This is a genomic window from Pseudomonas sp. 8 R 14 (assembly GCF_900005955.1).
Taxonomy (GTDB): Bacteria; Pseudomonadota; Gammaproteobacteria; order Pseudomonadales; family Pseudomonadaceae; genus Aquipseudomonas; species Aquipseudomonas marginalis.
In genome coordinates, this window is record NZ_CVTH01000034.1 from 130,716 (window position 1) to 149,691 (window position 18,976).

Annotated in this window: 18 protein-coding genes, 4 tRNA genes and 1 pseudogene; 17 read left to right on the top strand and 6 right to left on the bottom strand. The window is 61.6% G+C overall.

Features of this window, described 5'->3' with window-relative positions; all coding sequences use genetic code 11:
• Positions 1 to 9 precede the first annotated feature (9 nt).
• The 7 genes from BFQ01_RS05500 to BFQ01_RS05530 all read left to right on the top strand — a co-directional run bounded on the left by BFQ01_RS05500 (position 10) and on the right by BFQ01_RS05530 (position 5,171).
• Positions 10 to 357: a DUF4389 domain-containing protein gene (locus BFQ01_RS05500; RefSeq protein ID WP_065924503.1), complete on the top strand. Its 348-nt coding sequence runs from the start codon at positions 10 to 12 to the stop codon at positions 355 to 357.
• Positions 354 to 803, top strand: a complete 450-nt coding sequence (gene sixA, locus BFQ01_RS05505; RefSeq protein WP_065924504.1) for a phosphohistidine phosphatase SixA — start codon at positions 354 to 356, stop codon at positions 801 to 803. Before BFQ01_RS05500 ends, sixA begins: the two co-directional genes overlap by 4 nt.
• 118 nt (positions 804 to 921) lie before the next feature.
• Positions 922 to 1,365 carry a hotdog fold thioesterase gene (locus tag BFQ01_RS05510; RefSeq protein ID WP_065924505.1) on the top strand — a complete coding sequence of 148 codons (444 nt, stop codon included), beginning with the start codon at positions 922 to 924 and terminating at the stop codon, positions 1,363 to 1,365.
• Positions 1,366 to 1,462: 97 nt separating this feature from the next.
• Complete coding sequence (locus tag BFQ01_RS05515) at positions 1,463 to 2,266, top strand: alpha/beta fold hydrolase (protein ID WP_027607078.1); 804 nt, start codon at positions 1,463 to 1,465, stop codon at positions 2,264 to 2,266.
• Entirely contained in the window at positions 2,263 to 3,117 is an 855-nt protein-coding gene (locus tag BFQ01_RS05520; RefSeq protein ID WP_065924506.1) for an alpha/beta hydrolase, read from the top strand. The genes BFQ01_RS05515 and BFQ01_RS05520 overlap by 4 nt, the downstream gene beginning before the upstream one ends.
• Before the next feature lie 102 nt (positions 3,118 to 3,219).
• A complete protein-coding gene (locus tag BFQ01_RS05525; RefSeq protein ID WP_065924507.1) occupies positions 3,220 to 4,038 on the top strand; it encodes a DUF4892 domain-containing protein in 819 nt (272 codons plus the stop codon).
• Positions 4,039 to 4,109: 71 nt separating this feature from the next.
• Complete coding sequence (locus BFQ01_RS05530; RefSeq protein ID WP_065924508.1) at positions 4,110 to 5,171, top strand: AI-2E family transporter; 1,062 nt, start codon at positions 4,110 to 4,112, stop codon at positions 5,169 to 5,171.
• On the opposite strand, the gene BFQ01_RS05535 is transcribed toward BFQ01_RS05530, so the two are convergent.
• The gene (locus BFQ01_RS05535; RefSeq protein WP_065924509.1) at positions 5,168 to 6,205 is read right to left on the bottom strand and encodes a sensor histidine kinase; all 1,038 of its coding nucleotides are present in this window, start codon (positions 6,203 to 6,205) and stop codon (positions 5,168 to 5,170) included. The two genes, BFQ01_RS05530 and BFQ01_RS05535, sit on opposite strands and share 4 nt — an antisense overlap.
• A complete protein-coding gene (locus tag BFQ01_RS05540; protein WP_065924552.1) occupies positions 6,205 to 6,969 on the bottom strand; it encodes a response regulator in 765 nt (254 codons plus the stop codon). Before BFQ01_RS05540 ends, BFQ01_RS05535 begins: the two co-directional genes overlap by 1 nt.
• Positions 6,970 to 7,228: 259 nt before the next feature.
• Between BFQ01_RS05540 and pyrF the strand changes: the two genes are divergently transcribed.
• Positions 7,229 to 7,927 carry an orotidine-5'-phosphate decarboxylase gene (pyrF, locus tag BFQ01_RS05545; RefSeq protein WP_065924510.1) on the top strand — a complete coding sequence of 233 codons (699 nt, stop codon included), beginning with the start codon at positions 7,229 to 7,231 and terminating at the stop codon, positions 7,925 to 7,927.
• A 49-nt stretch (positions 7,928 to 7,976) separates the two neighbouring features.
• On the opposite strand, the gene BFQ01_RS05550 is transcribed toward pyrF, so the two are convergent.
• Positions 7,977 to 8,984 carry an NADP-dependent oxidoreductase gene (locus BFQ01_RS05550; protein ID WP_065924511.1) on the bottom strand — a complete coding sequence of 336 codons (1,008 nt, stop codon included), beginning with the start codon at positions 8,982 to 8,984 and terminating at the stop codon, positions 7,977 to 7,979.
• 228 nt (positions 8,985 to 9,212) lie between these two features.
• On the opposite strand from BFQ01_RS05550, the gene BFQ01_RS05555 reads away from it, so the two are divergent.
• The 4 genes and pseudogenes from BFQ01_RS05555 to BFQ01_RS33275 all read left to right on the top strand — a co-directional run bounded on the left by BFQ01_RS05555 (position 9,213) and on the right by BFQ01_RS33275 (position 13,672).
• Complete coding sequence (locus tag BFQ01_RS05555; protein WP_065924512.1) at positions 9,213 to 9,974, top strand: SDR family oxidoreductase; 762 nt, start codon at positions 9,213 to 9,215, stop codon at positions 9,972 to 9,974.
• A gap of 202 nt (positions 9,975 to 10,176) precedes the next feature.
• A complete protein-coding gene (locus BFQ01_RS05560) occupies positions 10,177 to 11,589 on the top strand; it encodes an aminotransferase-like domain-containing protein (protein WP_065924513.1) in 1,413 nt (470 codons plus the stop codon).
• Positions 11,590 to 12,613: 1,024 nt separating this feature from the next.
• Positions 12,614 to 12,811: pseudogene (locus BFQ01_RS33270) on the top strand (HAMP domain-containing protein); the annotation flags it as partial.
• Between the two features lie 18 nt (positions 12,812 to 12,829).
• Entirely contained in the window at positions 12,830 to 13,672 is an 843-nt protein-coding gene (locus BFQ01_RS33275) for a methyl-accepting chemotaxis protein (RefSeq protein WP_370671245.1), read from the top strand.
• Positions 13,673 to 13,708: 36 nt separating this feature from the next.
• Here the strand turns inward: BFQ01_RS33275 and BFQ01_RS05570 are convergent, their stop codons facing one another.
• A complete protein-coding gene (locus tag BFQ01_RS05570; protein ID WP_065924515.1) occupies positions 13,709 to 14,521 on the bottom strand; it encodes an alpha/beta fold hydrolase in 813 nt (270 codons plus the stop codon).
• Between the two features lie 126 nt (positions 14,522 to 14,647).
• Positions 14,648 to 15,418 carry a hypothetical protein gene (locus tag BFQ01_RS05575; RefSeq protein WP_027607090.1) on the bottom strand — a complete coding sequence of 257 codons (771 nt, stop codon included), beginning with the start codon at positions 15,416 to 15,418 and terminating at the stop codon, positions 14,648 to 14,650.
• Positions 15,419 to 15,777: 359 nt separating this feature from the next.
• On the opposite strand from BFQ01_RS05575, the gene BFQ01_RS05580 reads away from it, so the two are divergent.
• The 5 genes from BFQ01_RS05580 to BFQ01_RS05600 all read left to right on the top strand — a co-directional run bounded on the left by BFQ01_RS05580 (position 15,778) and on the right by BFQ01_RS05600 (position 17,074).
• Positions 15,778 to 15,853, top strand: a tRNA-Glu gene (locus tag BFQ01_RS05580).
• A gap of 3 nt (positions 15,854 to 15,856) precedes the next feature.
• Positions 15,857 to 15,932, top strand: a tRNA-Gly gene (locus BFQ01_RS05585).
• A gap of 105 nt (positions 15,933 to 16,037) precedes the next feature.
• Positions 16,038 to 16,113, top strand: a tRNA-Glu gene (locus BFQ01_RS05590).
• A gap of 3 nt (positions 16,114 to 16,116) precedes the next feature.
• Positions 16,117 to 16,192: transfer RNA gene (locus tag BFQ01_RS05595), tRNA-Gly, on the top strand.
• Positions 16,193 to 16,336: 144 nt separating this feature from the next.
• Entirely contained in the window at positions 16,337 to 17,074 is a 738-nt protein-coding gene (locus BFQ01_RS05600) for a hypothetical protein (RefSeq protein WP_065924516.1), read from the top strand.
• Between the two features lie 64 nt (positions 17,075 to 17,138).
• On the opposite strand, the gene BFQ01_RS05605 is transcribed toward BFQ01_RS05600, so the two are convergent.
• Positions 17,139 to 18,878 carry a dipeptidase gene (locus BFQ01_RS05605; protein ID WP_065924553.1) on the bottom strand — a complete coding sequence of 580 codons (1,740 nt, stop codon included), beginning with the start codon at positions 18,876 to 18,878 and terminating at the stop codon, positions 17,139 to 17,141.
• Between the last annotated feature and the right edge of the window lie 98 nt (positions 18,879 to 18,976).

Consider the following 18,976-nt stretch of genomic DNA (forward strand, 5'->3'; position numbering starts at 1 on the left):
GAACGCGCCATGAACGATCCAAAAGCAGCCCCCAAGTACGAGTCCATTGTCCTGCGCATCCTGTGGATGCTGGTGTTTGCCCTGGTGTGGCAGGTGGCGCAGTTCCTGCTCGGCGCATTGGTGGTGGTGCAGTTGATCTACCGCCTGGTCTACAGCGCGCCGAACCTGGGCCTGATGAACTTCGGCGACAGCCTCAGCCAGTTTCTTGCCCAGATCGGCAGCTTTGGCAGCTTCCACACCGAGCAGAAGCCCTGGCCGTTCGCCGACTGGCCAACCCCGCGCGCTCCCGAGGGCGAAGCCGCCCACAGCGTGCCGCCGGCGCCGCACCCGGTGCGGGATGAGGAGCCGAAGCTATGAAGGTGTGGGTCTTGCGTCACGGTGAGGCCGAGGCGCATGCCCGCACGGATGCCGAGCGCAACCTCACCGAACATGGCCGCGCCGAGGTGTTGCGCAGTGCGGCGCACCTGATCGGCCAGCCGCTCAGCGCGATCATTGCCAGCCCGTACGTGCGTGCGCAGCAGACGGCACAGCTGGTGCGGGACGCGTTGGGTTTTGCGCCGGACATCCGCACGGTGCCTTGGCTCACGCCGGAGGGCAATCCGCTGGAGGTCCTGAGCAAGCTCGACAGTGATGACAACGTGCTGCTGGTCAGTCATCAGCCCCTGGTCGGCAGCTTGATCAGTTTTCTGCAGCATGGCCATCAGCGCCAGCCGCAGCCGATGTCCACCGCCAGCCTGGCAGAGCTTGAGGGCGACTTCCCGCTGGCGGGGTTGATGAGCCTGGTCAGCGTGAAGAATCCGTAGGCTACCGCCAGGCCACAGAGGATCGGGTCTTATGTCCGTCGCTTTTCGTTGGAGCGAGCGCAGCGAGGCAGTTGTGTGGCAGGATTAGGGCCGTAATAAAACTAATAAGGACAATTCCATGAGCTTGTGGCGCACCCAACCGAATATCGAGCAACTCAATGCCGGCCAGAAAAACACCATCGGTGAACTGCTGGACATCCGTTTTGAAAGCTTCGACGAGGAATCCCTCACCGCCAGCATGGTGGTCGACCACCGCACTCACCAGCCCTACGGCCTGCTGCATGGCGGTGCGTCGGTGGTTCTGGCCGAGAGCGTCGGCTCCGTGGCGGCCTATTTGTGCATCGACCCGAGCAAGTTCTATTGCGTGGGCCTGGAGGTCAACGCCAATCACCTGCGCGGTGTGCGCAGCGGGCGGGTGACGGCGGTGGCCAAGGCGATCCATATCGGCCGCACCACCCAGGTCTGGGACATTCGCCTGACCACCGATGACGGCAAGTGCAACTGTGTCTCACGGCTGACCATGGCCGTGGTGCCTTTGGGCGAAACCCCTCCGGCGCGATAGGTGTGGCGTGAGTGTCATCATTCCTGGCAGTTACGGTCATTGCTGTGGGGCTTGGGCCTGGTGACAATCAATCTCGGTTTTTGCAGATGGATCCGCTATGTCGCAGCACGTGTTTTTTGCCCACGCCAATGGCTTCCCCTCGGCCACCTACGGCAAGCTGTTTGCCGCCCTGGCCCCGGAGTATGCGGTGGCTCACTTGCCGCAACACGGTCACGACCCCAGGTTTCCAGTGGACGATAACTGGCAGAACCTGGTGGACGAGTTGATCCATCATCTGGAGCAGCAACCGCAGCCCGTCTGGGGCGTGGGCCATTCCCTGGGTGGCGTGCTGCATTTGCACGCGGCCTTGCGCTGCCCGCAGCTGTATCGCGGGGTGGTGATGCTCGATTCGCCGGTATTGACCCGCGCCGACCGTTGGGTGATCCGCGCCGCCAAGCGCTTCGGTTTTATCGACCGCCTCACGCCGGCCGGGCGCACCCTGGGCCGTCGTGAAGAATTCAGCGACCTGGACGCCGCGCGCAGCTACTTCGCCGGCAAGACCCTGTTCCGAGGCTTTGACCCGGAATGCTTCGACGCCTACCTGCAACACGGCCTGTACCAGGCGGGTGATCGCCTGCGCCTGCGTTTCGACCCGGCCACCGAAATCAGCATCTACCGGGGCGTGCCCCACACCAGTCCCGGCCAGGTGCGCCAATTGAAAGTGCCGCTGGCGGTGGTGCGCGGTCGCCAGAGCCGCGTGGTGATGCGTCACCACGCCAGCGGCGTCGACCGTCTGCCCATGGGCGAAATGCTCACCATGCCCGGCGGCCATATGTTTCCCCTCGAACGCCCCCAGGACACCGCGACCTTGATCAAGACCCTGTTCGCCCGCTGGGAAGCCCGGGAGCGCAGCTGCGCATGAGCACACCCGTCGAAGAGGTTCGCCTGAGCCTGCCGCACATTGAGTTGGCGGCCCATCTGTTTGGCCCCGAGGACGGTTTGCCGGTGATCGCCCTGCATGGCTGGCTGGACAATGCCAACAGCTTTGCACGCCTGGCGCCGAAGCTTGCGGGTTTGCGTATCGTGGCGCTGGACATGGCCGGCCATGGGCATTCGGCGCATCGTCCTACAGGTGCCGGTTATGCCTTGTGGGATTACGTCCACGACGTGCTGCACGTTGCCGAGCAACTGGGCTGGAAACGTTTTGCATTACTCGGCCACTCCCTCGGCGCCATCGTGTCCCTGGTGCTGGCCGGTGCCTTGCCGGAACGGGTGACGCACCTGGGTTTGATTGACGGCGTGATCCCGCCCACTGCCAGCGGTGAGAACGCCGCCGAGCGCCTGGGCATGGCCTTGCAGGCGCAATTGAATCTGCAGGATAAGCGCAAGCCGGTCTACACCACCCTCGACCGGGCGGTTGAGGCGCGTATGAAAGGTCTGGTCGCCGTGAGCCGTGAAGCCGCAGAACTGCTGGCCCAGCGCGGTTTGATGCCGGTGCCGGGCGGTTATACCTGGCGCTCGGACAGTCGCCTGACCCTGGCATCGCCGATGCGCCTGACCGATGAGCAGGCGATGGCTTTCGTGCGCCGCGTGGGTTGCCCTACGCAGTTGGTGGTCGCCGCCGATGGCATGTTGGCGAAACATCCCGAATTGCTTTCCCAGCTACCCTTTACGGTAACCACGTTGCCGGGTGGCCATCATTTACACCTGAATGATGAGCCTGGTGCGGTCCTTGTTGCAGACTGTTTCAATCGGTTCTTCTCCGCGCCTTGACTTGGGGCGGTCAACTGCCGAGGCTGGGCGGATTGAAAGGGAGTCAACCATGAACCAACTCAACACTGCTGCGACCTCCGATGGCCAGGGCTCACCGATCCGATGAGCCTGCGTAAAGGATGTATACGTGCTCTCGGACTGTGCTGTTTCAGCCCCTTGGTGTTCGCCGCCGATGTGCCGGGAAGCCAGGACCTGCCTGCCGTGGCCCGTCAGGTCGACGCACAGATCGTCGATTACCGTCCCGCTGAAGAAAAGGAACGCATCTACCCCATGGGGGCGATCCGCAAGATCAGTGGCCAGTTGCGTTATGAGGGCCAGGCCACCGCCCGTGGGCAAGCCACAGCGATTACCTACGAGCTGCCTGCCGAACACACCTCCAGTGCTGCGTTCACGTCGACGCGCGAAGCGTTGCAGGCCAACGGCGCGCAGTTGTTGTTCTGGTGCCAGGCCCGCGATTGCGGTGAAAGCAGCCTGTGGGCCAACGAAGTGTTCGGTAATGCCAAGCTGGTAGGTGCCGACGGCCAGCAGGAATACCTGCTGCTGCGTCTCGCCGCCCCGCAGGAAAACTCCCTGGTGGCCATCTACGGCATCACCCGAGGCAACCGTCGTGCCTACCTGCATGTGGAGCAGTTGGATGCCGGCGCACCGCTGGGCGACCTGCTGCCCACCTCGGCCACCTTGTTGCGCGAGCTCAAAAGCACCGGTGAGCTGGATTTCCCCGCGCTTGGCGGCGACCCCGACGACACCTGGCTGACCCTGATTTCCCGGGGCTTGAACCTCGATACGACCTTGCGCGTCAGCCTGACCGGCCCGAAAGCCGAAGCCTGGCGCCAGGCTTTGGTCGACAAAGGCGTGCGTGCCGCGCGCCTGGAAACCGGCAGCACTGAAACCAAAGGCCTGCACCTGCATCTGATACGCTGACCGCAACAGGGCGAACGGACCCGTGCCGTTCGCCTAAGCTCTCTTCCTACAGCCTTTTCTAGAGATACCCCATGCTCAATAACGATCGCCTGCTGGTGCAAATCCTGCTGCTGGTGCTGTTTGGTGCCAGCTTCTGGGTGATCGCGCCGTTCTGGTCGGCGCTGTTCTGGGGGGCGGTGCTGGCGTTTGCCAGTTGGCCGCTGATGGTGCTGCTGACCCGCGCGCTGGGTGGCCGTGAATCCCTGGCCGCCGGCATCCTGACCCTGGGCTGGATGTTGCTGGTGGCGGTGCCGCTGGTATGGCTGGGGTTCAATCTCGCGGACCATGTGCGCGATGCCGTGGCGTTGATCAAGGATATTCAGGTCGATGGGCTGCCCGAGGCGCCAGCCTGGTTGGGGGCGATTCCCTTTGTGGGGGAACGCCTGGTCGGCATGTGGAACAGCATCGACGAGCAGGGCGCGGCGCTGATGGTCAGCCTCAAGCCGTACCTGGGGCAGGTGGGCAATTGGCTGTTGGCGCGCAGTGCGCAGATCGGCGGCGGCATCCTCGAACTGACCCTGAGCCTGGTGTTCGTGTTCTTTTTTTATCGTGATGGGCCGCGTCTGGCGATGTTCGTGCATCGCTTGCTGGAACGACTGATCGGTGACCGTGCCGGTTACTACATCGAACTGGTGGCCGGTACGGTGCAGCGGGTGGTCAACGGTGTGATCGGCACTGCCGCCGCCCAGGCCCTGCTGGCACTGATCGGCTTCCTGATCGCCGGCGTGCCGGGTGCGTTGGTGCTGGGGATCGTGACGTTCCTGCTCAGCCTGATCCCGATGGGCCCGCCGCTGGTATGGATCCCGGCCACGGCCTGGCTGGCGTGGAAAGGCGACTACACCTATGCGGTGTTCCTTGGCGTGTGGGGGACGTTCATCATCAGCGGCGTGGACAACGTGCTCAAGCCCTACCTGATCAGCCGTGGCGGCAACCTGCCGCTGGTGATCGTGTTGCTCGGGGTCTTCGGCGGCTTGATTGCCTTTGGCTTTATCGGCCTGTTTATCGGCCCGACCCTGCTGGCCGTGGCCTACAGCCTGCTGATGGATTGGAGCGCAACCCAGGCCCAGGTTCGGCGTGAAGACAAGCCCCTTTAAGCCCTGGGCAACCACATCACGGCGGTCAAGCCGCCGCCTGGGGTCTCTTCCAGGCTCAGGCGGCCGCCCAGGCGCTCCGCGGCTTCCTTGGAAATGGTCATGCCCAGGCCAACGCCGCCGGAATTGCGGTTACGCGAGCCTTCCAGCCGATAGAACGGCTCGAACACCGCCTCACGCTTATCGGGCGCAATCCCCGGCCCGTGGTCGATCACACGGATGACCAGCGCTTCGCGGCTGTCCTCCAGCTCCACGCGGGCGGTGCCGGCATAACGCAAGGCGTTGTCGATCAGGTTGTTGAGGCATGAGCGCAGGGCCATCGGTTGCACCTGCAAGGGCAGGCAGCTGCCCGCACATTGCACATCGGAGCCTTGGTCCTGGGCGTTTTCACTCATGGACTCCACCAGCGCCTGCACATCCAGCCAATGCCGGGTTTCACTGGTGCGCTGTTCGTGCAGGTAGCTCAGGGTGGCGTCGAGCATGTCGATCATGTCGTTCAGGTCCTGGCGCATCTGGCCCTGCAGCCGGGTGTCCTCGATCTGCTCCAGGCGCAGCTTGAGGCGTGACAGCGGGGTGCGCAGGTCATGGGAGACGGCGCCGAGCATGCGCGCGCGTTGGCTGACCTGCTCGCGAATACGCCTTTGCATCAGGTTGAAGGTCGAGGCGGCCTGCCGTGCTTCCCTCGGGCCGGATTCATCGAGGGGTGGGCTGTCGAGGTCCAGGCTCAAGCGTTCCGCCGCTTCACTCAGGCGCTGTATCGGCCGGCTCAGCAGTTTGGCACCGTACCAGGCCGCGATAATCAACGAGACGAATTGAAAGGTCAGGGGCACCACCGGGCCGCCAAACCAGGGGCGTGGGTGCTTGTCGCGCATCGGCGCCAGGGTCCCGTCCGGCTGCTCGATAAATCGCTCAGGAGGGGGCGGCGGCGGTTGGCCGTAGTGGTGAAACCAGAAGAACGCCAGCCCATGGGCCAGCACAATCGCCACCAGTAACACGCCGAACAGCCGACCGAACAGCGTGTTGAAGGGCGCGCGCATCAGCCAATATCCCGGGCGTCGAACAGGTAGCCTTCGCCGCGCACGGTCTTGATCAACTGCGGTGCCTTGGGGTCATCCCCGAGTTTTTGCCGCAGGCGTGACACCAGCAAGTCGATACTGCGATCAAAGGCCTCTATCGAGCGGCCACGGGCGGCATCAAGCAGCTGCTCCCGGCTCAGCACCCGGCGCGGGCGTTCGATAAACACCCACAACAGGCGGAATTCCGCGTTGGACAGCGGCACCACCAGGCCATCGTCGGCCACCAATTGACGCAACACGCTGTTGAGGCGCCAGTTGTCGAAGCGGATATTCGCGCGCTGTTCGGTGCGGTCATCGCGCACGCGGCGCAGGATGGTCTGGATGCGAGCTACCAGTTCACGGGGTTCGAAGGGCTTGGACATATAGTCGTCGGCCCCCAGTTCCAGGCCGATGATGCGGTCGGTGGGCTCGCAGCGGGCGGTGAGCATCAGGATCGGGATATCCGATTCGGCGCGCAGCCAGCGGCACAGGGTCAGGCCGTCTTCCCCCGGCAGCATCAGGTCGAGTACCACCACATCATAGGTTTCGGCTTGCATGGCCAGGCGCATCGCGGCGCCGTCGGTCACGCCGGTGGCGAGGATATTGAAGCGTGCCAGGTAGTCGATCAGCAATTCGCGGATCGGCACATCGTCGTCGACGATCAGCGCACGGGTGTTCCAGCGCTTGTCATCGGCGACCACCGCGCCTTTTTGCTCGTCGTTCACGGGGACGGAAGGGGTATGCATAGTGCGATCATCTGCCTGGTTGTTACGGTCAGCATAGGCGCCCAGCCCCATGGCTGGTAGTGCTGGTCGGTGGGTCGTGCGGGCGAGGCTAGCGGCAGGGCGTGTTGTGGGCATGTCATGAATGTATCAGCTTTGAAATAATCATCTGGAATGCCTGGCTGATGGCGGTTGGTCAGTATTTACCGATCATCGGATCCCGCAACGGCGCTGCTTGCGCTACAATCCGCGCCGATTTCGACTTGCCTGAGAGCCCATTCCAATGTCCGTCTGCCAGACTCCTATCATCGTCGCCCTGGATTACCCCACCCGTGACGCCGCACTGAAGCTGGCTGACCAGTTGGACCCCAGGCTTTGCCGGGTCAAGGTCGGCAAGGAACTGTTCACCAGCTGCGCCGCGGAAATCGTCGGCACCCTGCGTGACAAAGGCTTCGAGGTGTTCCTCGACCTGAAATTCCACGACATCCCCAACACCACCGCCATGGCGGTCAAGGCTGCGGCCGAGATGGGCGTGTGGATGGTCAACGTACACTGCTCCGGCGGCCTGCGCATGATGACCGCCTGCCGCGAAGTGCTGGAACAGCGCAGCGGTCCCAAGCCGTTGCTGATCGGCGTGACCGTGCTGACCAGCATGGAGCGCGAGGACCTGGCGGGCATTGGCCTGGATATCGAGCCTCAGGAGCAGGTGCTGCGCCTGGCCGCCCTGGCGCAGAAAGCCGGCCTTGATGGCCTGGTGTGCTCGGCGCTGGAAGCCCAGGCCTTGAAAACTGCCCATCCGTCGTTGCAATTGGTGACCCCGGGGATTCGCCCTGCGGGCAGTGCCCAGGACGACCAGCGCCGCATCCTGACCCCGCGCCAGGCACTGGACGCGGGTTCCGACTACCTGGTGATCGGTCGTCCGATCAGCCAGGCGGCGGATCCGGCCAAGGCGTTGGCGGCGGTAGTCGCCGAGATCGCCTGATCGATGCGCGTTCCCACGTTCGCGTGGGAACGCGCGGATCTGCCGTGTATCAGCTGACCTTGAGCACCAATTTGCCAAAGTTTTCGCCGTTGAACAGCTTCATCAGCGTCTCCGGGAACGTCTCCAGCCCCTCGACGATATCCTCCTTGCTCTTGAGCTTGCCCTGGGCCATCCAGCCGGCCATTTCCTGCCCGGCGGCGGCAAAGTTCGCCGCGTGATCCATCACCACAAAGCCTTCCATCCTTGCGCGGTTGACCAGCAGTGAGAGGTAGTTGGCCGGGCCTTTCACCGCTTCCTTGTTGTTGTACTGGCTGATGGCCCCGCAAATCACCACGCGGGCTTTCAACGCCAGCCGACTGAGCACCGCGTCAAGAATGTCGCCGCCGACGTTATCGAAATACACATCCACGCCTTTAGGGCACTCGCGCTTCAGGGCGGCGGGCACGTCTTCGTTCTTGTAGTCGATGGCGGCGTCGAAGCCCAGCTCATCCACCAGGAACTTGCACTTGTCGGCGCCGCCGGCAATGCCGACCACGCGGCAGCCTTTGAGCTTGGCGATCTGCCCGGCAATGCTGCCCACGGCACCGGCCGCGCCGGAGATCACCACGGTTTCACCGGCCTTGGGCGCGCCGGTGTCCAGCAGTGCGAAGTAGGCGGTCATGCCGGTCATGCCCAGCGCAGACAGGTAGCGGGGCAGGGGCGCCAGATTGGGGTCGACCTTGTAGAAGCCGCGCGGTTCGCCCAGGAAGTAATCCTGCACGCCCAGGGCGCCATTCACGTAGTCCCCGACGGAGAATTTCGGGTTATTCGAGGCAATCACCTTGCCTACACCCAGCGCGCGCATGACCTCGCCGAGGCCTACGGGCGGAATGTAGGACTTGCCTTCATTCATCCAGCCACGCATGGCCGGGTCGAGGGACAGGTATTCGTTGTGCACCAGCACCTGCCCGTCCCCGGGCGTGCCCACCGGCACGACCTGGTAAGTGAAGGTTTCCCGCGTGGCCGCGCCGACCGGGCGTTTGGCGAGCAGGAATTGGCGGTTGGTCTGGGCGGTCATGGCAAGGACTCTTTAGAAGTGAAGCATGATTGATAGACCTTGGACGGCCCGGGGGCAAGGTCAGCCTAGGGTGCGAATGCTCATCGATAGGTGCCATTGATAGTGAGCCCGGTTGCCTTATCACTATGACTCATGCAGCACTAACCGGACTTCTGATAGTGCTGACGTGTGCGTCTCGGCGTTGGCTAGACTCGTGCCACTGCCATTAATCCCAATAGGACATCCTCCATGAGCATGACGTTTTCCGGCCAGGTCGCCCTGGTGACTGGCGCCGCCGCCGGTATTGGTCGCGCCACTGCGCTGGCGTTCGCCGCCGAAGGCTTGAAGGTCGTGGTCGCCGACCTGGACGTAGCTGGCGGCGAGGGTACGGTCGCGCTGATCCACCAGGCCGGGGGCGAGGCGCTGTTCGTGCGCTGCAACGTCACCCAGGAGGCGGATGTGCAGCAGTTGATGGCACAGACCATCGGCGCCTATGGTCGCCTGGACTATGCGTTCAATAACGCCGGCATCGAGATCGAGAAGGGCAGGCTGGCGGACGGCAGCCTGGATGAGTTCGACGCGATCATGGGCGTCAACGTCAAGGGTGTGTGGTTGTGCATGAAGTACCAGTTGCCGCTGCTGCTGGCCCAGGGCGGTGGGGCCATCGTCAACACCGCGTCGGTGGCGGGGTTGGGCGCGGCGCCGAAGATGAGTATCTACGCGGCCTCAAAGCACGCGGTGATCGGCCTGACCAAGTCCGCAGCTATCGAATACGCGAAGAAGAAAATCCGCGTCAATGCCGTCTGCCCGGCGGTGATCGATACCGATATGTTCCGGCGCGCCTATGAAGCCGACCCCCGCAAGGCCGAATTCGCCGCCGCCATGCACCCGGTCGGGCGTATCGGCAAGGTGGAGGAAATCGCCAGCGCAGTGCTGTACCTGTGCAGCGACGGAGCGGCGTTCACCACCGGCCACGCCTTGGCCGTGGACGGTGGCGCGACGGCTATCTAGGACCTGGCGCCGGCCCCTTGTTCGAAAACGTCTGGGCGCGCGTGGGGCTTTTCCAAAGCTGTCAAAACGCTGTGACCGAATATGTGTCAGTAGGTAAATAAGTCAATAAAATCAATAATTTAATAAATTTATGCGGCCGGCAACCTGCTGCTTCTGTGCTTAACTCTCCGGGTTGATAACAGACAGTTGAAGTGAGTGGCTCATGGATTTAGGGATCGATCGACAGGCCCTTGTACCGGTAGTGCAGCAAATCGTCAGTGCAGTGGTGCAATGGATTCGCAAGGACGGCGTGAGCCCCGGAACGCGCTTGCCGTCCGTCCGCCAGTTGGCCCTGGATAACCTGCTCAGCCAATCCAGCGTGATCGAAGCATTCGAACGGATGGTCGCCCAAGGGGTGCTGGCGCCCCGGCAGGGCTCGGGATTTGTGGTGGCCCAGCCGGCTGCCTGCCACGAAGGCAATTGGTATGAGGGGGCGGAGCGCGAGTGGGGCGCCTTTGCCGACAATCCGTTGGGCGAGTTGAAGCTGGGCTGTGGCTGGTTGCCCGATGCCTGGCGCGAAAGCGATGACATCAGTTACGCGATTCGTGAAGTCACCCGCACCGACACGGCTGGCCTGTTCAACTACAGCACCCCTCTGGGTCTGCCTGCGCTGCGCGAGCAACTGCTCAAGCGCCTGACCCAGATTCACATCGCCACCAGCCTGGAGCGCATCCTGACCACCGCAGGTGCCAGCCATGCCCAGGACCTGCTGATACGTACGCTGCTCAAGGCCGGCGACAGCGTGGTGGTCGAAACCCCCGGGTATGCCAACCTCTATCGGCAGCTGGCGTTCCAGGGCGTGCAACTGCTGGAAGTACCGCGTACCCGAGGCGGCCCCGACCTCCCGGCGCTTGAAGCGCTGCTGCAGCACCATCATCCCAAGTGCCTGTTCATCCACAGCCTCTATCACAATCCCACGGGCACCAGCCTGTGCCGGCTGGTGGCCGAGCGCTTGCTGGAACTGGCACACCGCAAGAACTTCCTGATCATCGAGGAAGATGTCTACGGCGATCTGCAACAGGCCAGTTGCACGCGGCTTTCTGCATTGCCCCATGATGATCGGGTGATCTACGTCGCGAGTTTTTCCAAGACCCTGAGCAGCGCCTTGCGCGTGGGCTACCTCTGCGCCAGCAGCGCAATCATCACGCAACTGGCCAGCCTCAAGACCTTGAGCGGCTTCGGCACCTCCCGGTTTGCTGAAGCGGTGGTCGCCACGTTGCTGGCCAATGGCACGTATCGCAAGTGGGTGCAGCGCCTGCGCAAGCGGTTGAGCAGTGAAATGGCCGTGACCCTGCAAGTGCTGGAGGACGAAGAGTGGGAGGTGTTCGCCGTACCCACCGGCGGTATGTTCCTGTGGGCACGCCCGGGGACGGCGCAGCCTTCGCGGTTGCAGGCGTGCGCCCGGCAGTTGGGGGTGTTGTTGTCGCCCGGGGCGTTGTTCAGTCCCACCGGCGGGCACAGTGAGTGGCTACGCCTTAATGTCGCCTATGCTACTGATCAACGTGCCTTGGCGTTGTTCCGTGCGATGGGGCCCGCCAGATCGACCTCGACCATTCTGAAAACGACGAGTGTGTAGCTTTTTGCCATTATTGTGGCGCCAGTGCCTTGTGCTCAGTGCCTTTTGGTTGCGAATCTCGTTGCTTGTCCATCGGACTTGATGGCGTCCGCCATTGCAAGAGGATTCAAGTGCAATGATTTCAGGCGTGCAACGACGTTTCGCCAACCTGGGTATGGCGAAAAAACTGGGCTTGGGCTTCACCCTGGTGCTGCTGCTGACGGCGTTGGTCGCGGCTATCGGCGTGTGGTCCCTGCAAACCGTTGGCCAGCGTTTTGAAGGCCTCAAAGCCATGTCGTCGCTCAACAGCGGCTTGCTCAAGGTGCGCCTGATCGAACAGGACTACGCGCTACACGCCGACCCCAAGGCCGTCGACGCCTTGCATGAAAGTCTCGATGCCCTGGCGGCCCAGGCGGCCGGCCTCAAGGCCCGGTCTGCGGCGAATGTGCCGGTGATGGCCGAGGTCGAGCAGGCTCTGGCAGCCTACCGGAAGGCGTTCGATGAGTTCGTCGAGCTGACGCAGACCAAGGATCTGGCGCTGGAAATGGCCAGTTGGTCGGTGTCCAGCGTGGCGAATAACCTGGATGTATTGCAGGCCGGGCTGGCGGACGACGGCGCCTATGGCCTCAAGGAAAGCCAAGGTAAGGAGGGGGCCGAGTTTATCGAGCAGGCAGGCCAGATCAGTCAGGTTTCCCGCTTGATGTTGCAGGCCATGAACGAAGCCCATGTGCGCCTGGACCAGAGCCGCAAGGCGGATGCTGACGACGCCGAGCAAGGCAAGATCGAGCAGGCCGACCAGGCCCTGGCCCAGGTCGAGCAATTGAAAACGTCGGTCAAGGACCCTGGTTATCAGACGGTGCTCAACGAAGTTTCCGGGCATATCGCCGCCTTCAGCGAAAAGCTGGGGGAATACACCGGCCTGCTGGCCCAGGAAAAAGTCGTCTACAAACAACTGCATGATCGAGCTGACCAAGTCGTCAGCCGGGTCAACCAGGCCTATGACGCTGAAGACCTGTCGATGCAGGCGCAACTGAAGAAAAGCGCGATGTTGATCATTGGCTCGTCGGCCCTGGCCTTGCTGGTGGGGTTGATTGCGGCCTGGGTGATTACCCGCTTGATTGTCGCGCCGCTGCGCAGTGTGATCGCGGTAGCCCGACAGATTGCCGCCGGGGATCTGAGCGGGCGCATGGAGGTCAGCCGCCGTGATGAAATCGGCCAGTTGATGCAGGCGATGCAACAGATGGGCGGCGGCCTTAGCCAGATGGTCAGCGGCCTGCAGGCCGGTATCGAACAATTGGCCAGCTCGGCGCAGTCGCTGTCCAGCGTGACCGAGCAGACCAATGTCGAGGTCAGCAGCCAGAAGGAAGAAACCGAGCAGGTCGCTACCGCGATGAACCAGATGACCGCCACCGTGCACGATGTGGCACGCAACGCCGAGCAGGCCGCACAAGCCGCGCAGACGGCGGATGAAAAAGTCGACAGCGGCCAGCAGGTGGTGCGCCAGAGTTTGCAGCGTATCGAATTGTTGGCCACGTCCAGTACACGCGCGAGCACCAGCATCGAGAGCCTCAGTGCCGAAATCCAGAATATCGGCACCGTGCTGAGCGTGATCAAAAGCGTCGCCGAACAGACCAACCTGCTGGCCCTGAACGCAGCCATCGAAGCCGCCCGCGCAGGCGAACAGGGCCGGGGTTTTGCGGTGGTGGCCGATGAAGTACGGGCACTGGCCAAGCGCACCCAGCAGTCGACCGAAGAAATCGAGCGGCTGGTCAGTACCTTGCGCAGCGCGGCGCAATCATCGGTGCAGCAGATCCAGCAAAGTGGCGAACTGGTCAAGCTGGCGGTCAGCGATGCGCTGGAAACCGAAAGTGCCCTGGGCAGCATTGCGGTAGCGGTGTCGTTGATCCAGCAGATGAACCAGCAGATTGCCGCTGCGGCTGAGGAGCAGAGCTCGGTGGCCGAAGAGATCAACCGTAGTGTCACCAGTATTCGTGCGAGTGCCGATCAATCGGCGTTGAGCATGCAGGGCAATGCGGCGTCGAGCATCCAGCTGGCGCAGTTGGGGGCGGAGCTCAAGGGGATGGTGGGGCACTTCCGCCTTTGATCGTCGCCCCGAGGCGGCGATCAAAAGGGAGGGCGATCAGGCGTGGTTGGCGAGGAAGGTCAGCAGCGCTTCGTTGACGAAATCCGGGTTCTCCCGGCTGGAGATATGCCCGGCGTCTGGAATCAGGATCAGGGCACAGCCAATCAGTTCGGCCATTTCCTCGGATTCGGCGGGTGGCCGAGGCTTGTCCTGTTCGCCACACATCACCAAGGTGGTATCGGCGTCCAGCCGCGGTAGTTGCTCCAGTACATCTTCGCGGCTGAAGATCAATCGACCCAGGGGGACGATGCTGTGCAGCAGGCGTTCCCGGGGAAAGTCCTGCAGTGACTTGCGAAAATCCTGGTAGAGCGCCGATTCGCGGTCGATGTCGGGGCGAAAGAAGATCGGCGCGATCACATCCAGCAACGGCTCAGGAATGGCGCCGGCATCTTCAATCATCTTGAACAACGAGAAGTAATACTGGCGCGTGGCCTCTGGCTCGGCACCGAGGTAGGTGTCCATCAGCACCAGGCTGTTGATCCGCTCGGGGGCCTGCAATGCCAGGCGTGCGCCCCACATTCCGCCCACCGACAGGCCTGCCAGGTTGATCTGTGCGATCTCCAAATGGTCAAGCAGGGCCAGGACCTGGCGCGCAAGGTCGTCGAGGGTGTGGGTGGGGGCGGGGAGTTGGCCCGATTCGCCGTGGCCCCACAGTTCGGGCACGATGACCCGGTACTGTTGTGACAGGGCTTCGATCTGCGGGGCCCACATGTCGCGGTCCCACAGGTAGCTTGAGCCGAGCAGGACGACAGGGCCGGTGCCCTGGTCGACGTAATGCAGCGGTTGTCCATCAATGACGGCGATAGGCATAGCGGGCCTCTGACTTCACGGAGTGAGGGGCACTTTTTTACGCTAGTCGGGGGCGGGGCGATAGATGCAAATTGATGGCATGTTGGGGCGAGCGGGCAGCCCGCTCACCCCAGGGGAGTGGGCAGATCAGTCGTAGATGACTTTCTTTTTCCACTCGGCATCGGCGTCGACTTCTTTCATGCCTTCGGTCAATTCGTTGACTTCCTCCGCCGCCTGTTTGCTGTTAGCCAGCACGGTCGAGTTGGCGCGGGCCAGTTGACCTTCCAGCAATTGCAGCTGTGCACTGTAGAGCACCGGTTCAGGCTGCTTGCGCAGGTACTGCACGCCACGCTCGAAGGCCAGGCGCGCCTGGCCAGGCTGGCCCTGCTGCAAGGCGTGCTGGCCGAGGTTGTTGAAGAACTCTATGTGCAACAGCACCAGGATATGACGGATTTCCTTGATCCAGTGCTTGGCTTCGTTGGTCGGCAGGAACCCGTCCTGGGCGGCGCGGGTGACCTGGCCATGCAGGGCTTCCAGCAGGAAGCGCACGTCCTTGGCCTTGGCTTCGGTCTGGATCGGCGCCGGCGGGTTGTTCACCGGGATGGACTCGCCCTGGGCCACCAGCGTGTTCAGCTCGGTGATACGGGCCTTGAGCGGTGCACTGGTCTTGTTGAGGTTCAACAGGCGCTGATTGACGTTGAGCTCCAGGCGGGCCAATAACAGCTTGAGCGCCGGCGTCATCAGTTGGCCAGGGAAGGTCTCGGTGATCTCACCGCAACGGCGCAGGCGATCATTAAGCTCGATCTCGGTGCGCTTCTTTTCCAGCTTGTTGTTTTCCACCACGTGGTTCATGTAGCCAATGGCGATCAGTATTACGATCCCGGCAATTACCAGCAGGGTGATCATGAGTGGTGTCACCGGTGTGACCTCTTTGATAGGGTTTACAGTGGAGTGTAGTGACTGGGCTTGTCGACGGATAGGACTGATCGACCAGTTACCCAGGTAGTTCTTCTATATAAGTAGCCGCTCCCTGCGTAGATGCACATTGCCATCACTTGCTGGAACGAACTATAGCGCCTTGTCGGACGCCAGAATATAGGCGTCAAGGCCTGGACGGGCAGAATGCCCCGCGCGGGCCGGTAAACACGGGCGAAGTCATTGATTTAAATAAATTTATCCTTGGGGGTTGACGACCTTTCAATCCATCCATAGAATGCGCGCCACTTACAGCGTAAAGCACACAGCGAAACGCGGTAGGGAGTGAATGTTGTACGTGTGTCCCCTTCGTCTAGTGGCCTAGGACACCGCCCTTTCACGGCGGTAACAGGGGTTCGAGTCCCCTAGGGGACGCCATATGCGGGAATAGCTCAGTTGGTAGAGCACGACCTTGCCAAGGTCGGGGTCGCGAGTTCGAGTCTCGTTTCCCGCTCCAATTTACAAGCAGTGTGGCTTTCGGGCGGCACTGAGTGAAACCAGGACCAAGTCTTCGGACGAGGCCTCTGGGCACTGAAATACACACCATGTGTTTCAGTAGCGTGTCCCCTTCGTCTAGTGGCCTAGGACACCGCCCTTTCACGGCGGTAACAGGGGTTCGAGTCCCCTAGGGGACGCCATTTGCGGGAATAGCTCAGTTGGTAGAGCACGACCTTGCCAAGGTCGGGGTCGCGAGTTCGAGTCTCGTTTCCCGCTCCATATTCAACAAAAACGCCGATCAGTGATGATCGGCGTTTTTGTTTGTGCGTTATTTGTTCATCTGCCTGAACCTGTCATCTTCCTGACTCAGTTCCTGGCGTGTTCGAGATATAGTCTGGCGTTTGAGTTCAAGGAGCACGCGTGATGGCAGAAACTTCTCAATCGTCCGGTGAAACCAAGGTCGCCCCATTGGGTATCAGCGCCTTGGAAAAAGCATGGGATTTCCATTGGGCAATGCGCTTTGTCAGCGTTGTGCTGTTTCTCGATATCGCTTTGCTAATCCGTACCCGGACGCCCTTGGTGGAGTGGACGACCAGCAGCGATGCATTGCTCGCTGACTTGGGGTTCCTGGCGGTCACCGCGGCCTCTTTTGCGCTGGTGGTGTCTTTCGTTCTGCCGCTGTTGACGGAAATCGTTCGTGGGATCGGCACAAGGTTGCGAATGGCCTTTCCAAAGCTCTTGGGTGATGCCTATACACCTCCTTCAAGGGGGATCGGTTATGTGTGGGCCAACGACCTTCTGGACCTGGCACTGAAGGAAAACAGTGATTTCCTGCTTAGCTGGTATCAGCGGCATGTGCAGTTGCGAGAACAGCACCGGTTGATGATGAACAAAGTCGCGCACTTGGTGTTTGGTTGTTTGGTGCTGTCCGTCGTGGATTGGGCGGTGCCATATTTTGGATTCGGCACTGGTTCGCTGATTTTCTCGGCCATGCATGTACTGGGTGATACGGGGCTGTTTCTGGCCAGCATGGTCGTGGTAGCGGGCGGGGTAATGTTGGCGTCGGCATGGTTTGCCATCGAGTCTTCCCTGTATATCTACTACCCACCCCTGGACATGTTGCAGCGGGAGCAGGAGCGCAAGCGATACCAGGGCGCATGAAGAACCTGAGTAAAAATGCCGATCATCACTGATCGGCGTTTTTTTGCGCACACTTCAATCGCTGTCAGAGCTTCGGCAACTGTCCGATACGCCCCATCATTTCGGTGACGATCTGCAGATCCAGCAAGAACTGGTCGACCGTCTTGAACTCATTGTCGGTGTGCCCGGTGTATTTCACTTCCGGCCGCGCCAGGCCGAATTGCACGCCATTGGGCAGTTCATGCACGGACGTCGCGCCGGCCGAGGTGCCGAATTTGTGCTCCATACCGAGGTTTTCGCTGGCCACGGCCAACAAGGCCTTCACCCACTCACCTTCCGGGTTGCGGTACATCGGTTCGGCGACCGAGTAGGTGAAGTCCACGTTGACCTTGGTTTGCTTGTCCCAGGCGCTCAACTTGTCGGAAATTTCGGCTTTCAGTTTCTCCGGCGATTTGCCCTTTGGTACACGCAGGTTCACCGCCAGCTTGAAGGCTTTGTCATCCAGGCCGACAAAGGTCAGCGAGGTGGTCAGCGGCCCCATGAAATCATCGGAGAAACCCACGCCCAATTTGCCGCCCAGATAATCCAGACCCCAGTTGTCCGAGGCATAACGGGCCGCGTCGGTGATGTGGTTGTGCTTGAGGGCGATCTTGCCGTCGATGCTGTGGATCAGCTCCAGCATGCGCGACACCGGGTTGATACCGGATTCGGGCTCGGAGGAGTGCGCGGAAACCCCGGTCACTGTCAGCTTGACCTCTTTGCCAACCACCTTGGCTGTTACTTCGAAGTCACCGCCGTTGCGTTTGGCATACTCCGTACCGGCTTTTTGCAGGCTGGCGGCCAGTTCGGCAGGCGTGTCGCTGATCAACGTGGCAACCGAGGCCGAGGGAATCTGGTTGGTGGCCATGCCGCCGGTCATAGCGATGATTTCCGCGCCTTGGCCTTCCCCTTTGCGGCGCGGGAAGGTGGCCATGACAGTGCCATAACCTTTTTCGGCAATCACCACCGGGTAGCCGCCATCCAGCGCCAGGTTGTACTGCGGCGTCGGGTTGCGTTCGAAGTAATAGGGGATCGCGTCGCCGGAAGTTTCTTCGGTGGTGTCCACCAGCAGCTTGAAATTGCGCGCCAGCGGCAACTTCTCTTCCTTGATCACCTTCATGGCGTACATCGCCACCACGATGCCGTTTTTGTCATCCTCGGTGCCACGGCCATACATGCGGTCGCCGATCAGCGTGACCTTGAACGGGTCGAGCCTGGTGCCGTCTTTCAACACCCAGTTCTCCGGCGTCACCGGCACCACGTCGGCGTGGGCGTGGATACCCACCACTTCGTCGCCGTTGCCTTCCAGGGAAATCTCGTACACGCGGTTGTCGACGTTGCGGAAGTTCAGGTTGAAGGTCTTGGCCAGGGCCTGGATCTTGGCGGCAATCCGGATGAATTCCGGATTTTTGTACTGCGGCATGCCGTCCACGTTGAAGGTCGGAATTTCCACCAGTTCGCGCAAGGTATCGAGGGCGGCTTTGCCGTATTTCACTCGGGTGTAAATACCCAAAAGGCGATGGATTTCGTTCTGCTGGTCGGCGGTCAGGGTTTTGTTATCGAGGAAGGCACCGATCGCCGGGCCTACGTCGTTGGCCTTGCCCAGGTCGCCTTTGGCCAGGGTGCCGAGGAAACCACGGAAATCCGTGACCGACGTTTCGCTGAAGCTCGTCAGGATCGCCGTGCTTTGCTCTGGGGTGATGTTGGCAAAGGCAGGTGTGGTCATCACCGAAAGGCCGGCCGCGAACAGGGTGGCAGCCGCTAATTGCTTGAGTCGAAAGTGCATGGTCAGGGGCATTCCTTTGCAAAGGGAAATGGGGGATTCCTGATCAATATGTCAGAAATATTTCGACACACTACCACTGCCAAGGTGTGCCCGGGAGA